24 protein-coding genes are annotated in these 24,773 nt (G+C 66.4%); 4 read left to right on the top strand and 20 right to left on the bottom strand.

Annotated elements, in window-relative coordinates; genetic code table 11:
- Window positions 1–64: 64 nt before the first annotated feature.
- The 16 genes from xerC to G6W55_RS39230 form a co-directional block, all read right to left on the bottom strand.
- Window positions 65–1,234: a tyrosine recombinase XerC gene (gene xerC, locus G6W55_RS14190; protein WP_175521188.1), complete on the bottom strand. Its 1,170-nt coding sequence runs from the start codon at window positions 1,232–1,234 to the stop codon at window positions 65–67.
- Window positions 1,234–1,416: a helix-turn-helix domain-containing protein gene (locus G6W55_RS14185; protein WP_086866371.1), complete on the bottom strand. Its 183-nt coding sequence runs from the start codon at window positions 1,414–1,416 to the stop codon at window positions 1,234–1,236. The genes xerC and G6W55_RS14185 overlap by 1 nt, the downstream gene beginning before the upstream one ends.
- A complete protein-coding gene (locus tag G6W55_RS14180) occupies window positions 1,406–2,755 on the bottom strand; it encodes a replication initiator (RefSeq protein ID WP_175521187.1) in 1,350 nt (449 codons plus the stop codon). The genes G6W55_RS14185 and G6W55_RS14180 overlap by 11 nt, the downstream gene beginning before the upstream one ends.
- 101 nt (window positions 2,756–2,856) lie before the next feature.
- Window positions 2,857–3,162 carry a SpdD-like protein gene (locus tag G6W55_RS14175; RefSeq protein WP_175521186.1) on the bottom strand — a complete coding sequence of 102 codons (306 nt, stop codon included), beginning with the start codon at window positions 3,160–3,162 and terminating at the stop codon, window positions 2,857–2,859.
- Between the two features lie 20 nt (window positions 3,163–3,182).
- Window positions 3,183–3,338, bottom strand: coding sequence for a hypothetical protein (locus tag G6W55_RS14170; RefSeq protein ID WP_175521185.1), 156 nt, complete (start codon window positions 3,336–3,338; stop codon window positions 3,183–3,185).
- Between the two features lie 16 nt (window positions 3,339–3,354).
- Window positions 3,355–3,534 carry a mobile element transfer protein gene (locus G6W55_RS14165; protein WP_086866375.1) on the bottom strand — a complete coding sequence of 60 codons (180 nt, stop codon included), beginning with the start codon at window positions 3,532–3,534 and terminating at the stop codon, window positions 3,355–3,357.
- A 13-nt stretch (window positions 3,535–3,547) separates the two neighbouring features.
- Complete coding sequence (locus G6W55_RS14160) at window positions 3,548–4,258, bottom strand: DUF2637 domain-containing protein (RefSeq protein WP_175521184.1); 711 nt, start codon at window positions 4,256–4,258, stop codon at window positions 3,548–3,550.
- Between the two features lie 87 nt (window positions 4,259–4,345).
- A complete protein-coding gene (locus G6W55_RS14155) occupies window positions 4,346–5,713 on the bottom strand; it encodes an FtsK/SpoIIIE domain-containing protein (protein ID WP_175521183.1) in 1,368 nt (455 codons plus the stop codon).
- Window positions 5,714–5,718: 5 nt separating this feature from the next.
- Window positions 5,719–6,063 carry a hypothetical protein gene (locus G6W55_RS14150; protein WP_175521182.1) on the bottom strand — a complete coding sequence of 115 codons (345 nt, stop codon included), beginning with the start codon at window positions 6,061–6,063 and terminating at the stop codon, window positions 5,719–5,721.
- Between the two features lie 182 nt (window positions 6,064–6,245).
- Window positions 6,246–7,067 (bottom strand): integrase, encoded by an 822-nt coding sequence (locus G6W55_RS14145; protein WP_175521181.1) that lies wholly within the window; start codon window positions 7,065–7,067, stop codon window positions 6,246–6,248.
- Complete coding sequence (locus G6W55_RS14140; protein ID WP_175521180.1) at window positions 7,064–7,915, bottom strand: sigma factor-like helix-turn-helix DNA-binding protein; 852 nt, start codon at window positions 7,913–7,915, stop codon at window positions 7,064–7,066. The genes G6W55_RS14145 and G6W55_RS14140 overlap by 4 nt, the downstream gene beginning before the upstream one ends.
- A gap of 175 nt (window positions 7,916–8,090) precedes the next feature.
- On the bottom strand, window positions 8,091–8,480 hold the full coding sequence (locus G6W55_RS14135; RefSeq protein WP_175521179.1) for an ATP-binding protein: 390 nt from the start codon (window positions 8,478–8,480) through the stop codon (window positions 8,091–8,093).
- Between the two features lie 96 nt (window positions 8,481–8,576).
- Window positions 8,577–9,428 (bottom strand): helix-turn-helix transcriptional regulator, encoded by an 852-nt coding sequence (locus G6W55_RS14130; protein ID WP_175521178.1) that lies wholly within the window; start codon window positions 9,426–9,428, stop codon window positions 8,577–8,579.
- A 456-nt stretch (window positions 9,429–9,884) separates the two neighbouring features.
- Window positions 9,885–12,134 carry a restriction endonuclease gene (locus G6W55_RS14125; protein WP_175521177.1) on the bottom strand — a complete coding sequence of 750 codons (2,250 nt, stop codon included), beginning with the start codon at window positions 12,132–12,134 and terminating at the stop codon, window positions 9,885–9,887.
- Between the two features lie 869 nt (window positions 12,135–13,003).
- Entirely contained in the window at window positions 13,004–13,318 is a 315-nt protein-coding gene (locus G6W55_RS14120) for a hypothetical protein (RefSeq protein ID WP_175521176.1), read from the bottom strand.
- A gap of 674 nt (window positions 13,319–13,992) precedes the next feature.
- A complete protein-coding gene (locus G6W55_RS39230) occupies window positions 13,993–14,115 on the bottom strand; it encodes a hypothetical protein (protein ID WP_303049912.1) in 123 nt (40 codons plus the stop codon).
- Between the two features lie 1,336 nt (window positions 14,116–15,451).
- Here G6W55_RS39230 and G6W55_RS14115 point away from each other — a divergent pair.
- The 4 genes from G6W55_RS14115 (at window position 15,452) to G6W55_RS14100 (ending at window position 19,967) form a co-directional block, all read left to right on the top strand.
- Window positions 15,452–15,784, top strand: a complete 333-nt coding sequence (locus G6W55_RS14115; protein ID WP_175521175.1) for a hypothetical protein — start codon at window positions 15,452–15,454, stop codon at window positions 15,782–15,784.
- 1,549 nt (window positions 15,785–17,333) lie between these two features.
- Window positions 17,334–18,077 (top strand): hypothetical protein, encoded by a 744-nt coding sequence (locus G6W55_RS14110; RefSeq protein WP_254876244.1) that lies wholly within the window; start codon window positions 17,334–17,336, stop codon window positions 18,075–18,077.
- A gap of 55 nt (window positions 18,078–18,132) precedes the next feature.
- Window positions 18,133–19,422, top strand: a complete 1,290-nt coding sequence (locus G6W55_RS14105) for a NucA/NucB deoxyribonuclease domain-containing protein (protein ID WP_175521174.1) — start codon at window positions 18,133–18,135, stop codon at window positions 19,420–19,422.
- A 17-nt stretch (window positions 19,423–19,439) separates the two neighbouring features.
- A complete protein-coding gene (locus G6W55_RS14100) occupies window positions 19,440–19,967 on the top strand; it encodes a hypothetical protein (protein WP_175521173.1) in 528 nt (175 codons plus the stop codon).
- 17 nt (window positions 19,968–19,984) lie between these two features.
- Here G6W55_RS14100 and G6W55_RS14095 read toward each other — a convergent pair whose 3' ends face one another.
- The 4 genes from G6W55_RS14095 to G6W55_RS14080 form a co-directional block, all read right to left on the bottom strand.
- Entirely contained in the window at window positions 19,985–21,367 is a 1,383-nt protein-coding gene (locus G6W55_RS14095; RefSeq protein WP_175521172.1) for a phosphatase PAP2 family protein, read from the bottom strand.
- A 121-nt stretch (window positions 21,368–21,488) separates the two neighbouring features.
- Window positions 21,489–22,577, bottom strand: a complete 1,089-nt coding sequence (locus tag G6W55_RS14090; RefSeq protein WP_175521171.1) for a hypothetical protein — start codon at window positions 22,575–22,577, stop codon at window positions 21,489–21,491.
- A gap of 26 nt (window positions 22,578–22,603) precedes the next feature.
- Window positions 22,604–23,485, bottom strand: coding sequence for an ion transporter (locus tag G6W55_RS14085; protein WP_175521170.1), 882 nt, complete (start codon window positions 23,483–23,485; stop codon window positions 22,604–22,606).
- Between the two features lie 85 nt (window positions 23,486–23,570).
- Entirely contained in the window at window positions 23,571–24,770 is a 1,200-nt protein-coding gene (locus G6W55_RS14080) for a M56 family metallopeptidase (protein ID WP_175521169.1), read from the bottom strand.
- Between the last annotated feature and the right edge of the window lie 3 nt (window positions 24,771–24,773).

The following is a 24,773-nucleotide window of genomic DNA, read 5'->3' as shown; positions in this document are numbered from 1 at the left end:
GTGAGTAGGTGGGTCTCTTGTTTGGCCTGCGTGTCTATCTGCGTGACTATCGCTTTCTGAGTGCCTACGGCTTGCGCGGATCGGCTCCGAAGATGCCGTCCATGACGACGGCGCCGGTCTGAATCACAGGCCGAATCTGCTTCCGGTAGACCTCCTCGGTCACGGCCGTACCCGAGTGCCCGACGAGCCGGGAGATCTCCTCCAACGGGACACCCCGGTCGGACAGCAGCGACACGAAGCTGTGCCGGAGCTCCCGGGGCGTCCACTCATCGGCGTTGATCCCGTCGATGCCCTTGAGCGCCTGGCGGAAGGCGCGGCGGACGTTGGCAGCGTCGAGCGGCTTGCCGACGGCGGAAGAGAAGACGAGCCCGTGTTCCTCCCAGTCGTCACCGGCGGCGAGCCGATCCCAGCCCTGATCTTCGAACTGCTGCCAGAGGGCTTCGACGCAGCGCGCCGGCAGGGCGAGGGTGCGCCGAGACTTCCGGGTCTTGGTGTCGCCAGTGCGCCGGACTGAACGCCACACCGCGATGTGGGGAGGCTGCGGCGGGTCGAAGTCGGGGCGCCCCTTCAGAAAGACGTGGTCCCAGGTGAGGGCGCGCAGCTCTTCGGTGCGGGCACCGGTCAGCAGCGCGACGACGATGTACGGGTATATCGAGGTTCCCTCGGCCCCTTTGAGGACGGCCTCGGCCTGGGCCAAGGTGAGCGCCTTCGACGGGCGGCCAGCCTGCCCCTGGGGTACCGAGCAGAGTTCGACGACGTTGCGCTTCACCTTGTCCCGCGCCATGGCCCGCTTGACCGCGCGGTTCAGGCAGGAGTGAAGGCCCTGGAGGGTGCGCGTACTGAGCGTCTTCGCCTTGGTGGCCAGCCAGCGGTCTACATCCTCCGCGCTGAGGTCGCGGAGCTTGCGAGCGCCGAGTGACGGAATGACGTGCTTCTCGCTCAGGAGCGTTGTGGTCTCGATGGTTCTGGGGTCGAGGCCGGCCAGCCCGTAGGTGAGCCAGTCCGTCACCGCGTCTTTGACGGTGTAGTTGGTGGGTGCGATGGCGAGGCCGTCCTCGTGGTCCCGCAACACCTCCTTGAGCTTGTTCTTCGCTTCCGTCTTGGTCTTGCCACTCCCCCGCTTCACGATCCGCTTGCCGCTCGGGTCGAAGCCGAGGTTCGCCGTGGCGATCCAACGCTGTCTCTTCTCGTCCCAGTGCAGGCCGCCGTCACCGCGGCTACGACGCTTGGCCATCAGGCCGCACGCTCCATCTGTTCCGCGATGAACGCACCGAGGGCCGAGGCGGGGATGCGCCGGCACCGGCCGATGGTGACCGAGGGAAGCCGTCGTGTGCGGATCAGGTCGTACACGGTGGACCGGCCGAGCCGGAGACGGGCCATCACCTCGGCGACAGTGAGCAGTTCGTCATCGTGCACGGTCAGGTTCTCCTTCTGCGTGGTGAGAAGTGGCGTGCGAGGAGGCGAAGAGGGCTTCCGCGTCCGTGAGACCGGTACCGGCGAATCGCCAGTGCGAGAGGACGAGGACGGTGCCCGGGTCGGGCAGCGGGTGGCCGGCTTCTGCCGCGCGTCCTCGTGCCAGGACTTCGTTGTGGTCGGCGCGTTCCTGGCGGAGGGCGCCGAGGGTGACGGAGTAGGCGCGGGATTTGGTGGAGAAGTGGCCGCGGAAACCGAGCATGTGGGCCCACTTACGGAGGCGCAGGTCTTCGAGTTCGGGCAGCGCGCCCAGGTGCCAGCAGGTGAGGATCATGCGCCGGGCGTGGTCGGTGACGCCGGATCCGATCAGGTCGGTGATCGGGTTGCGGATGGGCCGGTCTAGGGTGCCGGCCGTTTCGGCGCCCTTGGTTGCGTACTTGGCGATGTAGGCCGCCACGGCGCGGCTGGACAGTTCCGAGGTGCCCGCGAAGTCGGCGGAACGGATGGCGCGGATGTCGAGCTGTTCGCCGAACCGGAAGGCGTACGCGTGGCCGTCCATGACGAGGCCGGGAGCCTCGGCCATCCGAGCCGCCGAGCGGATCGCGTCGGTGAGAAGGTCGGTCGTGGCCCAGGCCGGCGGGGTGTCCTCGGCGCCGTCCGGGCCGTCGAGGCGGATGACGGCGTGGAAGTGGACGGCGCCGCGCCGCTGGTACTCGGCGACCTTGGCGTAGGAGACCTTGAGGCAGTGGCGCAGCGCCGAGCGGGTGAGGCCCGCGCGGGAGGCGAGGTGCTGGCGCAGGTAGGTGGTGAAGCGGCCCCACAGGGCCCCGGCGTGGGCGTTCCACAGGACGGCGGCTCGGTAGTCGTAGCGTTCCGGGTCGAGGGGTGTGCCGAGTGCGGGGTCGTCGTCGGGGTGGAGGCGCCCGCAGCGGCACCGGCCGCCCCCTGGGCGATTGTGGACGGGGCCGAAGGATGGGGCGGTGAACGTGGCGAAGACGCGCGGGTGTTGGGCGACCGACGCGCCGACGCCCTTACCACCGCTCAGGCCGGCGGTGACCAGGTGGAAGGTGTCTTTGCGGTAGATCTCGGCGCAGGCGGCGCACCGGGTGGCGCGCCGGTTGTTGCAGCGGATCAGGAGCTGTCCGGCTGGAAGGTCGCGGCCGGCGATCTCGCGGACAATTTCTCCGGTGGCGGCGTGGACGTCGAGGCGGTGTCCCTCCATTCGTACGGGCCGCTCGCAGCCACCAAGGCGCTGGACCTGGCGTGCGTAGGAGCTGAGGTCGCCATGCTGGGCGAGTGCGGCCAGCTGGCGGATGGCTGCGGTCGGAGCCGCAGGGCGCATGTGCGGGTTCCTCCTCGGAAGAGACGGATGTGTGGTGGGAGCGCCCGGCCTGTCGAGGGGGCTAGACAGCGTGAGCAGGCCGGGCGAGCGGAGAAGCGAGATCAGCGGCGGGTGAGGATCGAGCGGATGACGACTGCGCAGACGGCCACGGACGTGGCGGTGATGGCAACAGCGAGGAGCATGGAGACCAGGACGGCGACGACGACCAGGACCACAGCGGTGCCGCCGCCAGCAAGGGCGAGCACGCTTCCAGTTGTGAAACGGGTGGCTGTGCGAGGCGGGACCGGAGCGACGGGGGCCGAGGACCGAGCGGGAACGCCCGGCGTGATGGCTGTCGGCACGACGACAGTGGCCGGGACGGCCGGTCCGGTGGGCTGCGGCATGGTCGGGACTTTCGGTCGGAACACGAACTATCCCCTTTCGTAGGTCACTTGAGGAAGCTCTCGACGACGGGCGCCAGCAGGCTGTCGGCGAGCAGGTAGCCGCCCACGAGCAGAACGGCGATTAGCCACAAGGGCGGGCGGACGAGCTTGACGCCGAGGACTCCGACGACGAGCAGGGCGAGCCAGAGCGGTACGTCCACTTCGGTGGTCTCCTGTTCAGGCCGGGCAACGGTGGGTGCGCGCGGCGAGTTCGGCAGCGGCGCGGCTGTCGTACTCGGTGGAGAAGTCGCAGCGGGGCGCGGTGCAGGCGGCCAGGTGTCGGTTACGGCCGCGGTCGACAAACGAGGCGACGTTGACGGGGCCGATGCGGCGGACGTCGCGGAAACGCCGGTTCATTGCGTTGCTCCTCTCACAGGTGTGCGGCGACGGACGAGGTCATGGACGGAGGGAGGCCGAGCCGGACTCGTACGGCGTCGGGGTCGGCGGGGTGGCCAGTGGCTGTGCGGTGCTCCTCGGCCAGCGCCCGGGCCCGGTCGACGAGAGCGGGCGGCAGGCTGACGGTGGAAGTGGTCACCGGGGCCGGAGTTGCGGCCGGTTCGGTGGTGGATGCCGGGTCCGGTTCGGGGTTGATCGAGGGCGCCGGCTGCGCGTCACGGTCGGGCCGGTCGATGACAACCGCAGCCGCTCGTTGAGTCCGGTCGGCGTCCGTCGCCAGGGAGGCAGACACCGTCGGCGTCTCCGGGGCGTGTGGGGCGTGGGCCAACAGGGTGCCCCCGAAGAAGGCGACGGCGGGCCAGCCCGCGACCGTCACGCGGAGCCAGGCCGGTACGTGGTCCAGGTCGAGGAGCCCCGCCGTGGCAACGTTGGCGCCGAGTGATGCGGCCAGGGCGACTAGGAACCACAGCCGTGGGCCACCGGCCGCCACTCGTGCTCGCTGCTGCTGACGCATTCGGCGCCAAGCCGCGACCAGAAGCAGGTCGACGCTCACGGGATAGGCCCACGCCTTCCAGCCACCCTGTCCGGCCGCCGCAGCGAGGTCGTGCAGGTGGGAGAAGGACAGGGCACCGGCGATGACGGCCTGGACGATCACGGCGTCTACGCGGGCCGAATGGGCTCGCATCGGCTCGGTCTCCTTCCGGTTTCGGGCATGGGAGGGGTAGGGGCATGGCGCGAGGCGGTCACGCCGGCCGAGGGAGAGGAAGCGCGGTTACTCGGTCACCGGGCGGGCCGTGGGCACGGCAGGAGTGGCGGAAGAAGGCTCGACGGGCTTCACTGCTACGACGGGCCGGAAGGCATCGAGGCGAGGCAGTTCGGGCACCAGGCCCGAGGTTTCGCGGCAGACCGCCGCCGCGTCGTCGAGGGTGAGGTGCGGCGAGCGGACGCGGGACCAGCCGCCAGAGGAGTCGCCGACGACCGCGACGCCGGGACGTTCGGCCGGGATGGACGTTGCGGCTAGCGCTGCTTCCTGCGCGATGTCGCCGAGCGCCATGTTCGCGGACGTCTCGTCGTTGACGCGGTGGCACACACGGCCGGTGAGCTGGGCACGAAGCATGGTGGCTCCCTTGCCCAGTTCGGCGCCGAAGCGCTGACCGCAGACCTCCAAATAGATGCCGGCCGCACGGCCGAGTTGGGCAAGGCGGATGAGCTTGGTGACCATGGCGTCGCGCCGCTTCTCGTCATCCTTGCCTGCGGCCAGGAAGAGTTCGGCGACCTCATCGACGACCACCACGACCGGCACCGGCCGCACCTTCTCCGGCAGACCCCAGACGTCCGAGGTCAGCCCCGTTTCCGGAGCAGCCCCACTCCTCAGGCCGATGAGGCAGAACCGCGCCTCCATCTCATCCACCAAGGCATCCAGTAGTTCGTTCGCACGGTCCGGCGTATCGGCCAGTGCCGACAGCCGGGGTGCGAAGGGCGCCAGTTCGACACCCCACTTGCAGTCGATACCGGCGAGCGCGACCGGTTGCCGGGCCAGCCCGCACAGCAGGTTGCGCAGGTACACGGACTTGCCGGACTGCGTTGCGCCGAGAATCAGTTCGTGTGGAACGGTGTGGAAGTCCCGGACGTGCCAGTGCCCGTCTTCCCGTAGCACCAGCGGCAGGGACAGCGGTTCGGTGCGCAGCCACCGTCGAGGAGGCCGGACGTCGGCAAGGACATCCCAGCCGACCAACCGCAGCTCCAACCGACCGGGCTTGGTGGTGCGGACGTGCACAGCGTGTGCGCCCCAGGCGTGCCGCAGGCGGTCGGCCGCGGCGGTGAAATCCTCGGGCGCCTGTCCGGCCGCCATACGCAGCCGCATCACGAGTCCGGATCCGGTCGGCAGTGGCAGTGACCGGCGAGGCGGTACGGGGGCCGCCTGCCGCCCCATCATGCGGGCGGTGGCGCGGCGCATGGCCGACGCCGGCACCGTGAGGCCGCAGGCATCCATGGTGGCCCGGTACGTGGTGAGCACCCGAAGCGTGACAGTCGGATACCCGACCAGCCACCAGAACAGGACCGGCAGCCGACGGCGCACCGCGACCAGCGCAGCCACCGCCAGCAGGCCCAGCAACACAACCCACAGGGCATCGGTCATCGCGCTCAGCCCGCCGCTGCCGGGGTGCCGACCATGACGGCGTCGGCCCTGTAGGCGATGCCGTGGCGGGCGCGGCCGCCGAACTCGCTTTCCCAGGGCCGGGCAACCAATCCGGAGAGGAAGACCGGGGCACCCATGACCAGCCCGTCACCGACACCCTTCTCAGGAACGGTGACCTTGATCATGTCCGAGCCACCCTCGGCGATGAACACCAGCTCCAGGACCATGAGCCGGTCGTTGGTCACCGGGTCCACGGCCACCTCACCGGTCTGCCGGTCCCTCACCTTGACCTCGGGCAGCTTCGTGACCAGCAGAGTGGCGGACGAGGTATCCACGGGGATGGAACGCATTCTGTGAACCTCACTTGGGTCGGGCGCCCAAGGCGGACGCCGAATCGGTCTGCATACCCCCCTAGACAGCAGGGGGGTGACCCACCCGCAACTGTCTAGGGGGGTTGACGCCTACCGTAACCGGACGCCCCGTCAACTGTCTAGGGGGGTATACGAGATGGCTTGAAGACCGCCGGAGTGCGCTACTGCATGACCCAGTGCAGTGCGGTCGCATCGTCGCGGGTCTTCCCTCGGGGCCAGCGCCGGCCGTCGGGGTCGTCCGCTTCGGCTGCACGTACGCGGCGGATCAGCTCATCGGGGCCCGACGAATTGAGGAGGCCCAACACTTCTTTCCAGTCGGCAAGTTGGAAGCTGTCGACGAGTCGCGTCGCCCCATCGCTGAGCAGCGTCACAGAGGCCAGAGAATCCAGTGGCACGGTTCCCGTCAGCACATGCTCGGCCGCCCGCGGGTCCGGGCCGGCGATCCAGAAGCCGCCCGGTCGGTTGCGGAGGCCGGTAAGAGCATCCCGGTATTCAGCGAGGGCAGCGGCGTGTTCGGGCGAACCGGTGGGCAGTGCATCGAGCGGCCCGCGCAGCCGATCGCCGACAGCGTCCAGGCGCTGGTCGGTGACGGCAGTCGTACTCCCGTCCACTTCGGCGAGGAGGAGGGTCGAGTCACCGAGGACCAGGTACTCCAGAGCTTCAGCCTGGACACGAACAGCGACGACCGTACTGGTCGGACTGGCCCGGTAGGCCAGGTCGCATGTGTCCTCGTGCAAGGAGCGAACGGTCCGGATCGAGTCGGCGAGACAGTTGGCGAGCGGCCGGGCAGGCCGCGCGGCGATATCGGCCAGCAGCAGCCCACCCAACGTCGAGGAGAACCAGGCGATGCCGTGTACGCATCCGGTCTCGGCCCCCGCTACGCCGGCACCGTCGAGGAGGACGGCCGCCCCGAGACCAGCTGCGGCGAAGTCCTCGTTCTCCCGTCCTGGGTCGGCCGGCTGCGAGCCGAGGGCGACGTTCATGCCGTCGCCTCCTCGTCGTGCAGGTACAGGGGGCAGAGAAGTTCGACGGATTGCGGTTCGTCGGTCTCGGGGTCATAGTCGACGCTCACCAATGTGGAGAAATGACGTTCGCCCACCTGCCCCCAGAGCGAGTTGAGGTCCGACGTGAGCAGATGGACCACGCCGAGGGACCCTGCCGTGTGGATTCCGGCGATGGCGAGTACCGAGCCGTTGCCGTCCGGTCGGGGCAGCCTGCCGAGGTATCCGACGTCGTGCGGGCGGCGGGGCTCAATGTCCGCGCCTGCGTTGTACTTAGCGCCGGTACGTCGGTCCACCAGCGCCCACGGTTCGCCGTCCGGATGTTCCCAGCCGAGTACCGGGTCCTGGGCATACAGATCCTTCATGGCCTCGGACATCCCCGGCCCACAGACGACGATCAGGCCGTCACGGTTCAGGTCGATCTCACCGCTCACCTGCACGTGACCGGAGCTGACGGCTAGCCCATAGGACTTGGCCAGCTCCTCCAGCCGCTTCCCGGAGTTCATGTCGGCCATGGCGACGACCGGACGCTTCTTCTCGGCGTCCCACCGCAGAGGAGTCACCACAGTGACGGCACCCGCGCCCAGGAAGGCCCCCTCGGGAGCCGGACCGGTGTGCCGGATCTGGTGAATCCGCCCACGGCTCAGGCCGGCCTTTTCAGCGATCTGCGCGTAGGACAGCCCTTGCGCGTGGAGGTCCTGGACCACGCGGCGGCGGAGCCGGGCAAGCTCGGTCACCTCCTGCTGCGCGTCGGCCAACCTCTTGGTGACCTCGCGCAGGAGCAGATACGGATCATCGATGGCCGTGATCCGCTGCAGCTCGTCCGACATGACCGCACCTCCTAGAAGTAACCAGGAGTCTAGGGCCCTAGACGGAATGGGCGGGAGGCGCCGCCCTGTACGAACATCGACCACGAAGAACCGGGACCGCCGCCGAGGCACACCCCGAGGAGTCACCCGCCACCGCCCGCCGGATGATCGCCGAGCGTCCACGAGCCGAGCGCAATCACACCCTCTCCATTGCCAACTCGGCCCAGACGGTGCGTCCGTCGGGCCAGTTCTTCACACCCCAGTCCTTGGCGCAGGCCGCGATCAGCAGCAGCCCGCGTCCACCTTCTTCCTGGCCGGTCACGTCACACAGATGCGGCACGTGTTCGCCGCCCTGGTCGACCACCTCGATGCGCACGCGGTCATCACCGAAGCAGACGATCACGAGGAACCATCCGCCGGCCGCACCGCTCAGCGAGTGGCGCACGGCATTGGTGGCGAGTTCGCTCACGATCAGGACGGCGTCGTCGACAGGGTCGTACCCGTCGAGCAATGCAGCGACGAAGTGACGGGCATGCGCCACCTCATCGGCCACCCCGGGAAAGGCACGGCACCACTTGGACCGCATAGGAAGCTCCTCACTGTCGTCTAGGGGGCTAGACAGCCAGCGGCAGCGTATTCCCAACGGCACCCAACAGGCCAGGCATACAGAGGAATTATTCCTCTATGGAGTGAGGCTGTCTCCCAAGGCGTGAAACTCCTGCATCACCTGCAGCAGGAGCTTCCGTACGTCCTCGCCGAAGATGGCAGCGCGTTCGAAGCGGCCGAACGTGTCCTCGTACGAGGTCACCTCGGCGGAGTCGGTCGACACCAACCCGGCGCCGAACGTCTCGACCACAACCGCTCGCCGGTCGCACAAGGTGAATCCGTGGCGAGGCAGGACCGGAACCGGGCGACGCCAAGGGACGACCCCGAGCCGAACGGTGCTCAGACTCTCGACAGCCAGCAACCGATCCAGCTGAGCGAGCATCAGCGCCGGTGTACCCGGCCACGTACGCAGCACGGCCTCAGTCAACACGAACACCGACTCACGCCCAGGCTCGTACAGCACGCTCTGCCGATCCACACGGGCCGCGACAGCCCGGCCCACCGACTCAGGCGTCGCATCCGGCGCGGCCTCAAAGACGTGCCGGGCATACTCCGCACTCTGGAGCATGGCCGGCAGCACGACGCACTGGAACGAGCGCACCAGCCGAGCGGAACGAACCTCCTCATCAACAGCCGCCCCGGTTGCGGGCTCACCGTCTTCCGGTCGATCAGAGACGGCGGCCGCCTCTACTGCGGCCAGGAGTTCACGCACCTCAAGAGCGGTCGCCTCATCGAGGCCAAGGGCACGTGAGAGTCGATCCAACACATCCAGGCTCGGAACCATGCGCCCGTTCTCCACCTTGGACACCGTCGGCTGTCCCACACGAGCACGATGCGCCAACACAGCACCGGTCAGGCCAGCTTCTCTACGAAGCGCACGAAGACGCATCCCAAGCGCCCGCATCCGCTCTCGCCGTTCACTCCCCATGACCAGGGTTCTACACCACGAGCCATCACCCACCGGGCGAGAGAGCAGTGCCAACCCCTAGCAGAGCCGTGATTCAAAGTCTCCCTACTGGTTCAAGGCGGCTCGCTCCGCTCCCCGCGCGCGGCCCGGCCCCCAGCCGGGCCTGCGCTCCAGTCTCCGCCCCGCTCCAGCCCGACCGGCGCCCGTGCCGCGTGCACAGCGATCAGCCACCTGATGCCAGAGAAGGGGTACGTCGTGGCTGGGGGCGGTCGGCTCCACGGCTTTAGGCAGCCACTTTGGCGCGAGCCTCGAAGATCATGGCCCCAACGTCGTGCTTTAGCGGGCAAGTCCACAGACTGCCCGACGCGCCGGAAGCTTACGGGGCCATGATCACTCGCGCCAAAGCAGCTCCAGCCCAAAGCCGCTCCGCCGACCGCAGCGAGGCCCCGAACTGAAGCAGTCAACGAACAGATTCGCTCAATCGTCGTCGCGAAGCGATTCCATCATACTCGCGACAGCTCGCGATTCCTCCAGCAAACTTGAACAAGAATCTGAACTGCCCACTTCCCGTCTATTGAACTCTGGCTCATCCCAGTCAGAATACGGCATCTGCGCTACTGCCTCAGCGTACCCGTCGAAGATCTCTTCCGGGTTAGCATATTCACTAGCATAAGCCAGTACATCCTCCATAATAGAGTGATCACTCATGGAGTCGGGACCTTCTTCAGACCAGCCTCTGATCAAATCCTGAGCCTCCGCCTGCATCCTATCTTCGATCTCTTGCACCTCAGATTCCGGCACGATACCCGAGAGTTCTTCGAAGAAGCTTTTCGCGGAGGCCAGCAAGGGCCAACTCGACAGATCTCCCTTAATCCACTCCATCGCTGCTTGCAGGGCGTCGGGAAACATTCGCCGCAAAGACTGGCGATTCGCTCCATGCAGAATTTGCACGATCTCAACAACGTCATGCGGATCGTAGGCGTTGTCAATAGCATCATCCTCGTCGAGCATCCTGTGAGCACAGTCCAAAATCACCTCAGAGTCGAGAACTTCTCCAAGATGCAAGTAGACCCTCGCCCTGTGGGCGAGATCGACGCTTCTGTTCACGCCATCGTCGTGAAGTCCAGGCGAATCGTACGACCTGGTAGCCGCCTCCTCAAGGAGAGCCTTATTCGCCATGAAGAGTTGAAGCGCCTCAGCCCGCACGCTTACAGTGATCAGAATATTCTCGACCTGTTCGAAATGCGAGAATCTTCTAATAAGAGAGAGGAAACCACCCTGCTCTTCCAGCAGGTAGTCCCGCATGAAGTCCCGGACAGAAGGATTATGAAAGCCGAGAAATACCTTGCTTGATTTCCGATATGTCCTTACCATCGTCCCTTCGAGAATGGAGATAGAATGGCGAAGTTGCCGCAGACTGCCATCAAGGCTTGTCCAGATTTCTTGAACGTCTTGAAAACTTATGTCCCGAGAGACGGAGAAGATCAGCTCAAGCAGATGAACCTCAGCCTCCTTGAGCTGGTGGTTCACGATGTGAGACCAGATGCTCCGAGGACTGTGCAGATTCTCTATGATTCGCCTGTCTACATCCTCTGGATCAGATGACAGCAGTTCGGCTTCAGCGACCGTTGCAGCTATAATACGCGGATTGAAGTTTGGGTGCCGGATTATAGGGAGATAAACTCGAGGGTCCGCAAATCGCTCCTTCAATTCGCGGCTTAGCCCAGACATATAGATGTGATTGTAAAGGATTTCCCCTCTTGTGCGGTACGTGTAATCGGCGATATCGACTACGCATGTATGCAGGTCAAAGCGATGCCGGTCCAGTTTCTCGTATCGCTGCCTGGCCTGAGCAAGGATGTACTCTCGGGTAGTGAGGACGAATCTCTTGTTGCGCGCAGTTGCCACCCTTCGCATAAGGGACAAGAGTCGACTATCTTCATTCTTTCCGAGTTTTTCCTCCAAGGCCGTCTGCCCAAGGAAATCGTCGTAGTAGAAGATCTGTGGGACATCGTCATCCCAAAGAGCGTTGGCTTCTTCGAGATCCGAGGAGACTTCGATCAATTCATAGCTTGCGCTAACATATTTGGCGCAGAGAACATGAGCAAGTGTAGTTTTCCCAATTCCTGGGATCCCTGCTATTACACAAGAATGACGAGCCTCAAGTAGTTCTGCGGCCCTAGCGTAGCTTTCATTCGGCGCATAAGTGCGTAGAGTGGTATCCAAATCATTGGCGAGCTGGCGGGAGCGGGTCAGGATACTCTTGTGCAAGAGCGAGGAAAGCACGGATGCACTGGTAAGCCACAGCCTCAAATGCCGTCTAACAATGTTCTCATGCTTACGCAGCAAGGCGTCCAGTTCGTGGCGCCCATAGATGTCGCTCGGAGTTGTTACATACGGCGTAAGCGCCTTATAGATCTTATCTTTCGCATCCTTCGTAAGTTCGGCAGATGTCGCTAGAACATACCTGCTTGGACGCAGCTTTTTCACTTTGCGGGATTCGATATCTCTAATATAGGCGACCAGTTTCGATCGAGGTGATCGAACCCAGTGCTTGCACTGAACTACTAGTTCAGAACCTCCGGCATGGAGATACCTAAGGTCTATTCCGGCGTCAGCCCCGGGGGAAAAGATTTCTAGCGGAAATCCGTACTCGGCTTCGAAAATATCTTTACAGACAGCTTCAAAATCAAAGTCTGTCAGCCTGGAAAGATCAAACGTCTCCATATTCCCCCCTGTTCGGCTCACCCCATTGTGCGTCACTCGGCGAGGCTTCCGCAGTCAATTGAGCGATCTCAAGGCTGTGATAGACCCCGACGGGGTGAGCTGCACCCCACAACCTCCGATGCCGGCTGACCGCCCAGGTCCCCCACACCTCGCCCCGGCGAAAGGTCACAAGCATAGGAGTTGTCAGGAACTATGTCGCCGTGAGCGTCGATGTGCGCCTCGACCGGGGCCGACCGTCCCGATTCCTGCGGTGGCTGGCACCCGGCAGCATGCTGGACTGCATCGACTAGCACATCAATCGTGCGGCATCCGGATACACGGCTGGGCCACTTCTTTGCACGGCCCCTTCGGTTGGGGCGGTAGCTTCTGCGGGGGCGCGCACGTAAAGGGCACAGAGCACAGTGGGTATGGATTGTCTGCCGGGACCGTGGGGCGTGGGACCGACTCCTGCGGCGGAGAAAGGATTCCCCAAACTAGTGTGAGGAGTAGAATAAGAGCTAACGCTTTGATCAGAAGCAGGCCCCATGCGTAATATCTTTCGGCGGACGCTGGCCAGGTGTCCGCGTCAAATTCGTGCGGTCGAATCTGCATGAGGCGGCGAACTTCGTGAGCAAATTTCACGAGTGCATAGCCGAGGATGATGGCAACGGTTGCAGCGCCGGTGTAAAGGATCGGCATCATCCTGACGGAGACGTGACTGGCGATCTTCTCGAAAGACTCGGAGCCGATCATGGCTACCGCTGCGCCGACGGTAACGAGAAGACGGGTGGCGTTTCCTACGCGAGTCTCGTACGATTCACGCCTACTCCGGATGTCATGGTGCTTATACTGGTCATCGCTAGGCTTGCTGAAGTTAGGCACCAAGCCCATCAGGAATGCCTGAATGAGTTGCTGTACTCGGCGAGGATTTCGATATACTCGTGTAGTTCATCGAGCTTCAAACGTGATTCACGGTTCGCGCTGCGCGCCCCCACGGCAATGACTAGGGCATCCGCAGCAAATTCCCAAAACCATCCAGTGAGTTCCTCATTTTCTTCAGCATCGATGTAGGAAAGAATGCTTCGCCGCACTGTCTCGATTACGGATTCCTGCTTGCGTGGACGCAAGTGAGCGGTGCGCAGGCGGCGAAATCCGGTTTTGATGCCCCGCTCGATATATTCGTCAACTTCCACACTGACAGTCACAGAAACCTCCTTCAACACTGCCTAGACCTTCTCTCGCTCTCCGTTCCTCTGCTCGTTGAGCGCGGCTAAAGGGTGACGGCTCAGAGCAGTGGACGTACCAGCCTGCGGGTGGGCCTCATTGAGCACTCGGTGGTACGCCACGGTCGCTGCTGCAGTGGGGGCCCAAGCAACCACGGGACCGTCGTGCCAGCGAGCGCAGGTGTTGCGTCGTTCTGACATCCATGCGTGACATCAACGGCACCGGACGTCAGCACTCCTAGACGGTCCGGCATGGCCGAGGCCGGGTGGTTCTCCGGCAGTGCCGAGGAGCGATCGAACTCCTAAAGCGGGTGTCGCAATGGCGTAGGGGCTCCCACCTGGTCTGAGAGTGAGCCCACGGACACAGTCACTGCACCGACGGTGCGGATCTTCGGCTTGTGCCTCTCGCACCAGTTCTTCGTCTTCATGCGCCACGCCGCGCAGAAGGCGGCAACATCTCGCCGCCACGCTGTCGTCGGCGAGGGCGCCTATCCGGCCGGGTCGGGGCCGGGTCCATGACGCCGGCGAGGGCGTCGCGGCGCGCAGAGCTGCCACGCGTCGCCGGTCGCCGCAGGCGGCGATAGGTCGACGGCGTCGCGGCGGTCCATCTCCGCGGCGATCCTGAAGACTTCGTCCGGCTCGGCGTAGCGCATGCACTATGCGAGGGCGTCGTCTCCGACGTCGGTGAGGTCGCCGGCGAGGGGCCCGACGGGGAAGTGCTGGGCGAGCAGGGGCGCGGCGGTGAGCTCGGCAACGTCGTCGGTGCCGAGCTCGACCACGGTCCTGACGCGAGCGGCGAGCTGTCGTCAGACAGCCGCGCAAGATCCGCGCGCATGAGGATTGCTCAGTTCAAGTGAAGTCTTTTGTTTTGACTGTTTCTCGCGCGTGGCGGGGCTACGTCTAGCGGGCTAGTTCGGTTCCAATCTCCGCGCTGAGCGTAAAAGGCAATTCGAAAAGTACTCTTACCGGACGGGTAACGCTCGAAAACTCGGCCCTATAAAAACACTAATCCCTCCGATTCTGGCCATCTGCATGAAGTTTCCCGCTTGTCAAGGGCGCATGGGGAATTCATGACCCTGCGGGCGGGCGCTCGCGCTGACAGGGGGCACGCATATAGTGGGTGTGAACTCGATGAGTGACTCCGCATCGACCCCTCCGGCTTTTGCTGGGGAGCCGCAAGGCGCGGCAAACGGGGTATCTCAGGAGGTTCGAATGAAGATTCGGCAACGGTGGGGGCGGGCCCTCAAGCGCTGGCGCAAGCTTTGGGAAAAGTGCCAGCCGTGGGTTAGGGAATGGCTTCCCACTGTCTTGCGAATCATCATCGAGTGGCTGCTGAACCACCGATAGCGGGAACGCTTCGGTTTGATACCGGCTGTTCCGTCGAGGCCCTACCTAGGGGCCCGGCCGAACCTTAGACAGCCGGGCCCCAGGCAGCACACCGGGCGATGTGGCCCGACGTCCGGTAGCCGCCGGGTGTCGGGCCCTTCGTCGTCCGGACTAAGTCCGGCCGGTGTTTCACGTGAAACAGTACCGCTGTATAACGGGAACCGCGCAAATTGCGTTCATTGAGTTCACCGAACGTATAAGTATGTTAGATGCAATGTTACTGGGGGGAGTTGGCCGACCGGATCAGGTGCGCCCGCGCCGGTCTCGGCGAGGATGGCAGTGACCTCGGCTTTGACGGGCTGTGTCGTCCCACTTGGGGTGAAGGATCTTCATCTTCGTGCCGGTCGATACGGCAAAAAAGACGGCGTGGCTGGGGCCGGCGGGAGTGCAGCGAGGCACACGCGTGTGGGGTAGAACGCACCCACCGCAGTGGCGGGCTGTCGTCGGCTGAGGTTGGGACTGGGTGCGCTGAAGGTGCCAGCCGTCCCGCGGGCGCGCCGAAGTTGGGCCGTACCTGGGCCGTCCGAGGCCGCTCGGCAGTGGCCAATGACGACCAACGACGATGACCAGGCGCACGAGCCCACCTCCTCTGACCAGCAAAAGCCGAGGTCCCCAAGATGTCCGACAAGACCCAGGGCAAGAAAACACCGTGAGCGAAGGGCCTTGACCACGTGTGGCCGCGCAGATCACGAGCAGCTGTCCGACAGCACTGCGTGTGCATCATGAGGCATGGGGATTGATCTGGAGCTGCACTCATCACGGCCGGCGCGCAGGAACTGGCGCGCGACGCTCTTGCAGAGTTCCTACGGGCATGGCGATGCTCTGGCCGATGCGCTCGGCTCTCTTCAGCTCCTCGGCGTACCCGGGAGGCTCACTGCCGTCGATCTGTACGGGGACACGTTGATGAACGAGGAGGAGGCCGCAGTCGCCGTCCGTGAGATTGGCGATCTGAAGCAACGGTGCAGTGGCGAGCGTCAGCTCGCCACATTGGACGACCTCGCGAGGATGCTGGGTGAGTGCTCAGCCACTCCAGGCAGTTACCTCTGGTTCGCGGGCGACTGAAGCTCGCGTAGCGCCTGCTGGGTGAGTGTCTAACTGCGTGACAACGCCGACGGACAGCGGCGGACAAGCGCGGACGCCTGCGGACCATCGACGCAGGTGAGAGACACACCAGCCCAAGGCAGCGCCCCGACCCAAGTTGCTTCGGGACGAAGAGGTCGTGGGTTCAAATCCCGCCACCCCGACAGCCGAAGTACCAAGGTCAGGGGTCTGATCCGCGAGAGCGGATCAGACCCCTGAGTCGTCTCCGATGTCTTGGGGGCCGTTGAGAAGCCGACCTTGGGAAGGCGGCTCCTCAACGCACAGGCGTTGCCGCCTCCAGCCCTCCGACAGGGTCACTTACCTGCACGCGAGTCTCACGGATGCTGGGCCCCGAGGCAGCCGGCAGATCCAGCCCCGGCCGAACCTCCTGTTCGAGGCGGGCATGGCAATGGCCCGACGGAAACCACACCGTCGTCGTGGAGCTCGGCCGACATGTGATCCACCTCGACGACTCCGCAAGGCGGCGCCAGCACCTCACGACACGTCTACGGTCGGCGAAGGCCGCATGGATGATGTTCCGAGGACGATGCAGGGTGCCGGGCGGAGTACACATGTGCGTGCGACAGCACGCATCTGACGACGTGATCGACTGGCGCCTGGTTGACGTTCTGCCGCTTCCACGGCAAGGCGTCTGGAGGTGAAGCACCCTCCTGTAGCGGCTGGAAGTGAATAGTCAGTGGCGGTCGTCTGCGCCCCACCACCCGTGGCGAAGATCCTCGGATTGCGCTCGCGGCATTTTCCCAACTTGGCTCGGAACTCATTGAACAGTTCCCCGTTCAGGCCACCGAGGATCCCGCTCGCACGCCGGGAAATCGCTTGCTCAACGCCCATCCGGATCGCAGGTGGCACAGCCCTCCGGCACCAATGCGCTGCAGCCGGACGTGGCGGTGATCACGTATTGGGACTCGGCCAACTTGGCATCTGGGCACATGAATTGAAGGAAAGTCACCCTAGGTTGTGCGTGACCATTCTTGACCGTTCCTAGGGGGAACCTTGTCGCGTTTACGCGCGAGATTCTTAGCCTCGGCATGCGCCGGGGTCACCGCACTCACTGTCATCTGCACCGCTCCGTCAGCGAGTGCCGCCGCACCCAACGAAGCCTGCACCGGCCTCTACAACGCCCGCATCACCTTCTGGGCGATGACGTGCAGCCAACCGGGCGAGCCGATGATCGGCGGCTTCGCCACCTGGCGCAACATACCCATCACCTTTGATCAGGTCGATCCAGGCTCGACGGCTGTCGCGGCCGCCAACTACCTGCGTGTCAGCCCGAACACGTCAAGCAGTCCGCTGGCCCCCAACATCGAGATCGGCCTGGCGGGCGCACGACAGCCATCAAGGCCGGCGTCAACCCGACCAAGCCGGACAAGCGCAACCACACCTACATGACCGTCCGCCAGGACAGGGGCGACCAGTGGGACGTGCTCTACGACTTCAACAAGGTGGGCTCCACCACCAAACAGCTCAAGGTACCGGGGGCAGCACCAACCGCGTCGATGTCGGCCTCGAGGTGACCGGACCGCAGTACGTCAACATCCCCTCGATCGCGAACCGCATGCAGTTCATGACCGGGAACAAGGTGTGGCAGCAGGTCGCGACGGGCAACGTGGCCAAGTCCGTCACGCTCCCCGTGTGCAGTGCGACCCACAAGCCGCCGAAGTGCTTCACCACCAAGCTGACCGACGGCAGCAAGTTCGTCCAGTGGATCGTGAGCAAGCCCCGTCGGCAGGCCGCCGCCCCGGCCTCCTCAGCCGCTCCGCCCGCCGCCTCGGCGCACGGCTGGAACGCTGGCGCGGCCAACCCGCCCAGCACGTTCAACGGCGTGGACCAGCAGGCTCTGCACGCCTGCCTGGAGAATGATCCCGACAACTGCCTGGCCACCGTGCCCGGCTTGTCGGAGTGCGTGATCACGGTGCGGGTCTGCAACGCCGCCGCTCTGCCGTCCGGTGAGGCGTCGGAGGATGCCTCCCCCGATGCGGCCGTGTCCGCTGACGACATCCGGTCCCGGGCCGCAGCCGCCTTCGACGTCCCGAGCGGCGCCATCGCCGTCACGCCGCCCGCTTCACCTCTCGCGTTGACCACTCGCACGAACGCGGCTGGCAGCGGGGACAACGCCTGGCGGGTGAGTTCCACCAGCTCCACCCCGGGACTGCAGCACGCTGACCGCCGCGTCAACGGGTTCACCGCCCGCTACTCCGCGCACAGCGGCGCGCTGCTGGAGGCGTGCTGGGGCGACCTCTGCGATGCCTCGTGATCATCACGCGCCGTAGCTGCCCCGCCGCTTCCTCCCGCTTGCAAGGAGTTCACTGGTGAAGCCACGCACCGCGCTCATACGTCTCGCCCGTGTCACCGCTACAACGGTGGCCCTGACCCTGCTCACCGCGGCCTCCACCGCCGCCGCCCACACTGCTTCGACCGCCCATGACCCAGGCTCCGAGAGCACGGTGTTCGTCGACGCCGCCTCCCTCTCCGCCGACGAGCTGCGCGGCCTCGACCGGCCCGTCCCGTACGCCGAGTACGCCGGATCCCAGGGACCGAAGTCCGCGAAGCGGCAGGCGGCGGTCGACCCGCCTCCCGGCGACCAGCACGATCTCCGCCAGCAATGCGCCAATCACGCAGCGCAGGCCAAGACCGCCACGGGGTGGATCAAGTCCCGCTTCGAAAGTTGCCAGAAGCGGCCCTTCGACCTGGTCCTGCGGGACGTCAGGGGCACCACAACACTAGGCCGCCTCTGGTTCGACCAATGGGTACTCGGTTTCGCTTACGACGGCAGCCGACGCGTCGACTACGTCGCCAGCATCGAGAACATACGCGTCCAACCCATACCCACGGAGGACGCCAAAAAGTGGCGGCTCGGACAGCACTTCCGCGACAACGTCAACGCATCGGACAGCGATCCGGATCCCAAGGTGACCGCGCCGCAGACCGATGCCCGTGACGAGTTGCTCGGCGCGTGGGACAGCAAGCCGCACTGGACCCTCACGTATACCTCTCCGGACAAGGGCGCTTTGTACGATCAGGGCAAGCAGCAGCGCGTATTCTCCACTGTCTCGATGGACTTGACTGCCAGCTCACCCAATGCCGCTCCCTTCACGGGGGGAGGCAACGCATACACCTCGAGCGTTCGCTACGACTACGCAGGAAAGGTCGGCGGCAAGTTCAAGGGCACTGTCTTCACCAAGGCCCGTGTGGAACTGGTGATGAGCCAGAAGGACCCGGCCGTCAACGAAAGTGCACTGCACATCTACGACGCCCTGAACCGTCCGGAGCGCACCTTCCCTTCCTGGCCGGGCAAGACTGTTCCAGGAGCGAAGGAACCGCTGCACCGGATGATCGACCCGGAGAAGCAGCACAAGAACCGCACCCGCTCCATCAAGGAATGCGGAATCGTATGGGGCGACTACTCGGGAACCGGACTCCAGTGTGACGAGTATCCCTTCGCCTCCACCAAGGAAGGTTCCACGAAGGGCGACAACCGGTTCTCTGTCAGGCTCATCGAGGGCGACGACAATGAGACCGGCGGCCGCAGGCTCGATCAGATGTACACCCTCAACCGGATCCTGGACGGCGACGCCTTCTATCTGAAGATCACCAACTGACGGAAGGGCAGCGGCACATGGCGCTCCTGGCCGAATACACGTGCAAGGCCACACCGGCCCGCCGTGTCGTGGAGGTGTACGACGCCGACGCATATCTCGGCGACGACGACGCCATGGTCGCTGCCCGCAGGCACGTGGTGGCCGGCAACGGCTACCACGTGTACATCCGCAGTCTTCAGCCCGACATCGACGTCGAGGTCGTGGTCCGCGTCTGGGACTCCCCGCCGGTCCCACCCGCCGATGCCGAGGGCCATGTCCCTGTGAGAATCGAATCCGGAACCGGCATCCTCGTCGTCAACCAGCTCGAATACGGCCCGGCAGGGGAGATGGCTCTGCCCCGCCCTGGCGTCTACGAAGGCCACGCCTGGTGGGAAGGCCGCCGGGCGACCGCCGACTACTACGAGAGCAGCCTCGACCAGCCCACGGACGACGCTTTCGAAGACCGCCTCACCCAGGCGTGGGCCAACTGCCCCGTCACCGAACGCTACGTCCTCGACCTCGCCTACACCCGGCAGCCCGAACCCGTCGATGACGACGACCTGTGAGCAGGCCGGCCGGGGCATCAGACCAGTTGCGGCTGTGGCTCGTTCTCCGGGGTCGGCGTGGGGCCGCTGTGCCACCTCGTCGTCGTGCGGATGTAGGCGTAGATCACCGACGCCATCGCCAGGAGGAGCAGGGGGCCCGCCAGCCAGGGGTGGTGGGCCATCTGGGTCGGGAGGTAGCGGTAGGTGAGGAGGAGGGTGACGAAGACCGTGGTGCCGTAGGTCACCAGCCAGGTCGACGACGTGTCCCAGCCTCTTGCCTGGGCCCTCAGGGCCGCCTCGATCGTCAGGACGAAGACCACTCCCGCTATGAGGTCCACACCGTAGTGCCAGCCGAAGCCGAGGGTCGCGCAGAGGGTGGCCAGGAGCCAGAAGGTGCCCGCGTGGCGCAGGAAGCGGGGGGCCTTTCTGGTGTGGATGTAGATGGCGGTCGCCCAGGCGGTGTGGAGGCTGGGCATGCAGTTGCGCGGGGTGATCTCGTCGAACGGCATGTGCTGCGGGGTGCCGACCGGGGGCGGGGTGTTCGGCCACAGGTCGGCGACCGCCCAGTGCACGGTGGCGGGCGGGTCCGTCCAGAGGCTGACGGACTCCCAGTGGGCGGCGCCGGTGCCGTAGGCGAAGATCGGGCCGACGACCGGGTAGATCATGTAGATGCCGGGGCCGAGGAGGCCGATCACCAGGAACGTGCGGACCAGGTGGTGGGCCGGGAAACGGCGTTCGGCGGCGACATTGCGCAGTTGGTAGAGCGAGACGACGACCGCGGCCACCGCGAGCTGGCCGTAGACGATGTCCAGGATGTTGAAGCCGATCGCGCCGGTGGCGGTGACGAGACGGCCTACCAGCCAGGACGGGTTGCCGAGCGCGTGGTCGGCGGTCGCCATGTACTGGTCGAGGACGATCGGGCGGGACTTCGAGGTGATCAGCAGCCAGGTGTCGCCCGCCTTGCGGCCCGCCACCAGGAGCAGGCCCAGGCCGACGCCCTTGAGGAGCAGGACGCGTTCCGGGCCGGTGCGGCGGGTGAGGGCGATGACGCCGTAGGCCAGCAGGACCCAGAGGGCGCCGTTGCCGAAGAAGTGGCCCTCGGTGCTCCCCAGGTCCGCCGCCCAGCGGACGGCCGCGATGACGACGTCGATACCGATGGCGGCGGCGGTCGCCGTGAGGCGTTGCCGCCAGGGGAGGACCACCATCATGAGCGCCATGCCGGCGTAGAGCAGAAAGCCTGATTTGGGCGGGAATACCGCTTCGCGGGCCTGGACGGTGATCGGGCCCGGTATGTCGTAATGGCGCGCGGTGAATTCGAGGGCTATGAGGAATCCGAGGGCCACCGCGGCGGCGGTGGCCCACAGTATCGCGCGGGGGGTGATTCCGCGGAAAAGTCCGGTTTCTCTCAATGCTCTGCCCATGTGCTCGTTGTGCTCGTTGCGCGATTTCGAACATGTTAACGGAGCCCACAGGGATATATGAGGCACCTGTGCATTTCTCTTGCGGTGCCGCCTCCGGTTCTCTTGCGGTGCCGCCTCCGGTCTATTGCGGTGCCGCCTCCGGCTCGTCCGTCGTCGACGGGTGGGCGTAGCTGTCCTCCGTGAACGGGGTGAACCAGGAGGTGAAGGGCAGGAGAGCGGTCGGGTGGTGGACGCGGTCGTGGTCCGTGTCGATGCAGAGCGCGTCGGCGAGGTTGGCCAGGGCCGTGGAGACGTGGTCGTCGAGCAGGTCGTGGAGTTCGAGGGTGGTGGTCGCCTCGTTCAGGAGGAACCGCAGGGCCAGTTCCTCGGCCACACAGCTCAGGTGCTGGAAGCTTCCGTCGGTGAACCGGGTGGTCAGCGCGATCACCGTGACGAGGAAGCGGCGGGCGAAACGGGCGTCGTACTGGAGCGCGTAACGGTCGGGGAGGCGTTCCAGGTGCCACAGCGGGCCCTCGCACTCGGCGACGGTGGCGTCCTCCTGGGCCAGGACCTGTACGTCCTCGAAGAGTTCGTCCACCAGGGTGTCGGTCGCGTGGACCAGGGCGCCGGCGGCGAGCCGGGCGCTCTCCGCGGGGACGGCGCGCCTGTCGTCGTCCGCCTCCACGCCGAACACCGCCGGCGGGAAGGCGCGCAGTTCGGCGGCCAGCTCCAGCATCCTGGCGCGGGCGGCCCGTGCCTTCGTCGCGGCGCCGTCGGGGCCGTCTGCGCCCTCCCCCGCGTTCTGCGCGGACGGCGCGCCCGCGGTGTGCCGCGCCCTGCGGAGGGCGAGGTCGTCGGGCGGGGCGTCGGGGCCGTCGGCGGCGGCGAGGCTCTCCCTGGCCAGGTCCTGGTGGAGTTCGACCTCGCACCGTTCGATCGTCCAGTCCGCCAACACCTCGGTGCGTTCGAGGAGTTCGTCCACGAGCACCTGGACCGAGCCCTCGGCGAACTCCAGGGCCGGGGCGTCCACGACGACCTTCAGCAGGGCGCCGCCGGGGTGGACGGCCACGATCGTGTCGAGCACGTCGACCTGGACGCCGTCGGGGCCCTCGACGGCCCGGACGGCGTCCAGTCCGTCCTCGACGAGCGCCACGGCGCCGGCGCGCTGGAGCGGGTCCAGCTCCGGAGTGCCCTCCGGGATGCAGATGTCAACGGTCACTACGTAGGTCACGGGCTGAGCCTTACAGGCGGAACGGTTCAGCGCGAGGGGCGGGCGGGGTCACGTTCCGGGGGCGGCGGGGACGGCGGAGGGGGCGTGAGTTCGGCGAGGCTGCGCTCCAGGTCCGCCAGCGCCTGCCGCGCGGCGGTGACACGGGCGTGCAGGATCTCTTGCGAGGAGGGCGGAGCGGAAGCTTCGGGGGCCTCCAGGTCGCGTTCCATGTCCCGTGCCTCCTCCAACGACGTCAGGACCACGCCGATCAGGACGTTCACCAGGACGAACGAGCCCAGCAGGACGTACGAGGCGTAGTACGCGATGCTCCAGCGGGAGATCTCCAGACCGGCGCGGACGGCGTCGCCCAGGCCGTCCAGGGTCATCAGCAGGAAGAGCGTGAGGACGGCGCGGCCGAGGGAGCCGTAGTGCTCGGGGTCCTCGGCCGCGAAGAAGAGCCAGCCGACCATGGCGTACACGTACAGGAGCAGCGCGCCGACCAGCAGGAAGCTGACCGTGCCGGGCAGGCTGCGGGCCACCGCGACCAGGACGATGCGCAGTTGGGGCAGGAAGCGGGCCGCGCGCAGGACCCGGGCCAGGCGCAGCAGCCGCAGCACGGTGGCGTTCTCGCGGATGACCGGCAGGAACGCGCACAGGACGACGGCGAGGTCGAAGAGGTTCCAGGGGTCGCGGAGGAAGTCGCGGGGGCGGTCGGCGTGGGCGCCGGCGCGCAGCAGGATCTCCAGGGTGAACGCGGCCAGGAAGCAGTGCTCTACGAGTTTCAGCTCGTCGTGTCTGCGGGCGGCGAAGCCGGTGTACGTCTCGACGCCCAGCACCAGCGCGTTGGCGAGGATGAGGGCGAGGACGGCGACGGAGAACCAGCGGGTCCCGGTGATCGCCCGGCACCGCTCGGCCAGGTCGTGCTGCATCGGGTCGGCCCAACTCCCTCACGTGCGCGCCTACTTGATCCGATCCCCCGTCGATGATCTTAGTGAGGCGCGGGGGGTGGCGGGTTCAGAGCGGGGTCGCCGCGTGCAGGATGAACAGCATCGTCACCGCCGCGTTCGCCGAGGACATCGCCGAGACGGCCGTCCCCGCGGCGGCGCACCAGACGGCGAGGCCGACGGTGGTGAAGACGGACGCCCAGTGGCGGGGCGTGGGGGCGGGGGCGAGCAGGGCCGTCACCCGGCGCGGCACGGGGCCGGGGGCGGGCGCGGCGAAGGCGGGCAGCCCGGCCAGGGCCGCCAGGCCGGGGGGTGGTGCGGCGCCGGGTGGGACCAGGGCTGCCAGGCCCGGCGGGGGCGCCGCTACGGGTGGGACGAGGGCCGCCAGACCGGGCGGTGCCGCCACCCCGGGTGGGACGAGGGCCGCCAGGCCCGGCGGGGGCGCGGCGCCGTGCGAGACCAGCGCGGCCTTGCCGATCGCCCGGGCCACGGTACGGCGGCTGCCGACCGCCCGCGCGGCCTCCTCGTCGGCCCACCGCTCCGCGGTGTAGGCGACGGCCGTGCGGAGCGGGCGCAGGAACGGGTTGGCCTGCGCCGCCAGTCGTACGGCGAGCAGATGGCGGTGGTGGCGGGCGGCGAGGTGGGCCCGCTCATGGGCGAACAGGGCGCGCCGCTCGGCGGGTTCGAGACAGTCGAGCAGGGCGGAGGTCACGACGATGCGGCCGAAGCCGTGCCGCCAGCCGGGGCCGTTCAGTCGGCCTGGGCCGTACCGTCCATACCGTCCGTCAGATCCGCGCCGTCCACCAGATCCGCGCCCTCCCCCGGAGCCGTACCGTCCGCCGCCGCCCGGCAGGGCATACGCGTAAGCCGCCGTCGCGTCCCGCAGGACCGCGACCTGGGTGGTCGGCAGGCCGGCCAGGGCGCGGTGGGCGTGGCGGCGTACCCGGTGGTGCCGCCACAGGGTCCGGGCGCAGACCACCGCCACCACGCACAGGGTGGGGACGGCGGCCCGGCCGGCGATCTCGTCGTGCGGGACGGCCGCGCGGACCTCGGGGTCGGACCAGGCGTCCGGCAGCGGGTTGCCGGGCAACTGGGCGGTGCCGACGACCATCAGCAGCCCGAGGCAGACCGTGCTGCACACCGCCATCACCGCGGCCACGCCGGTCAGCAGCCGGGTCGCGGTGCGCGGGTGCAGCCGCTGTTCGGCGAGCCGTGCGACCGGCCAGGCCGTGAGAGGCAGGACCAGCGGCAGGAAGACGAAGAGGCCCATGGG

The sequence above is a fragment of the Streptomyces sp. CAI-85 genome, from assembly GCF_013363615.1.
Classification (GTDB): Bacteria; Actinomycetota; Actinomycetes; order Streptomycetales; family Streptomycetaceae; genus Streptomyces; species Streptomyces antibioticus_B.
This window is presented reverse-complemented; position numbering and strand designations above follow the sequence as displayed.

Coding starts and splice junctions, on each gene's coding strand:
- xerC (WP_175521188.1), bottom strand. CDS start 1,234: ATGGCCAAGCGTCGTAGCCGCGGTGACGGCGGCCTGCACTGGGACGAG.
- G6W55_RS14180 (WP_175521187.1), bottom strand. CDS start 2,755: ATGCGCCCTGCGGCTCCGACCGCAGCCATCCGCCAGCTGGCCGCACTC.
- G6W55_RS14165 (WP_086866375.1), bottom strand. CDS start 3,534: ATGAACCGGCGTTTCCGCGACGTCCGCCGCATCGGCCCCGTCAACGTC.
- G6W55_RS14160 (WP_175521184.1), bottom strand. CDS start 4,258: ATGCGAGCCCATTCGGCCCGCGTAGACGCCGTGATCGTCCAGGCCGTC.
- G6W55_RS14155 (WP_175521183.1), bottom strand. CDS start 5,713: ATGACCGATGCCCTGTGGGTTGTGTTGCTGGGCCTGCTGGCGGTGGCT.
- G6W55_RS14150 (WP_175521182.1), bottom strand. CDS start 6,063: ATGCGTTCCATCCCCGTGGATACCTCGTCCGCCACTCTGCTGGTCACG.
- G6W55_RS14145 (WP_175521181.1), bottom strand. CDS start 7,067: ATGAACGTCGCCCTCGGCTCGCAGCCGGCCGACCCAGGACGGGAGAAC.
- G6W55_RS14140 (WP_175521180.1), bottom strand. CDS start 7,915: ATGTCGGACGAGCTGCAGCGGATCACGGCCATCGATGATCCGTATCTG.
- G6W55_RS14135 (WP_175521179.1), bottom strand. CDS start 8,480: ATGCGGTCCAAGTGGTGCCGTGCCTTTCCCGGGGTGGCCGATGAGGTG.
- G6W55_RS14130 (WP_175521178.1), bottom strand. CDS start 9,428: ATGGGGAGTGAACGGCGAGAGCGGATGCGGGCGCTTGGGATGCGTCTT.
- G6W55_RS14125 (WP_175521177.1), bottom strand. CDS start 12,134: ATGGAGACGTTTGATCTTTCCAGGCTGACAGACTTTGATTTTGAAGCT.
- G6W55_RS14115 (WP_175521175.1), top strand. CDS start 15,452: ATGGGGATTGATCTGGAGCTGCACTCATCACGGCCGGCGCGCAGGAAC.
- G6W55_RS14100 (WP_175521173.1), top strand. CDS start 19,440: ATGGCGCTCCTGGCCGAATACACGTGCAAGGCCACACCGGCCCGCCGT.
- G6W55_RS14095 (WP_175521172.1), bottom strand. CDS start 21,367: ATGGGCAGAGCATTGAGAGAAACCGGACTTTTCCGCGGAATCACCCCC.
- G6W55_RS14085 (WP_175521170.1), bottom strand. CDS start 23,485: ATGCAGCACGACCTGGCCGAGCGGTGCCGGGCGATCACCGGGACCCGC.
- G6W55_RS14080 (WP_175521169.1), bottom strand. CDS start 24,770: ATGGGCCTCTTCGTCTTCCTGCCGCTGGTCCTGCCTCTCACGGCCTGG.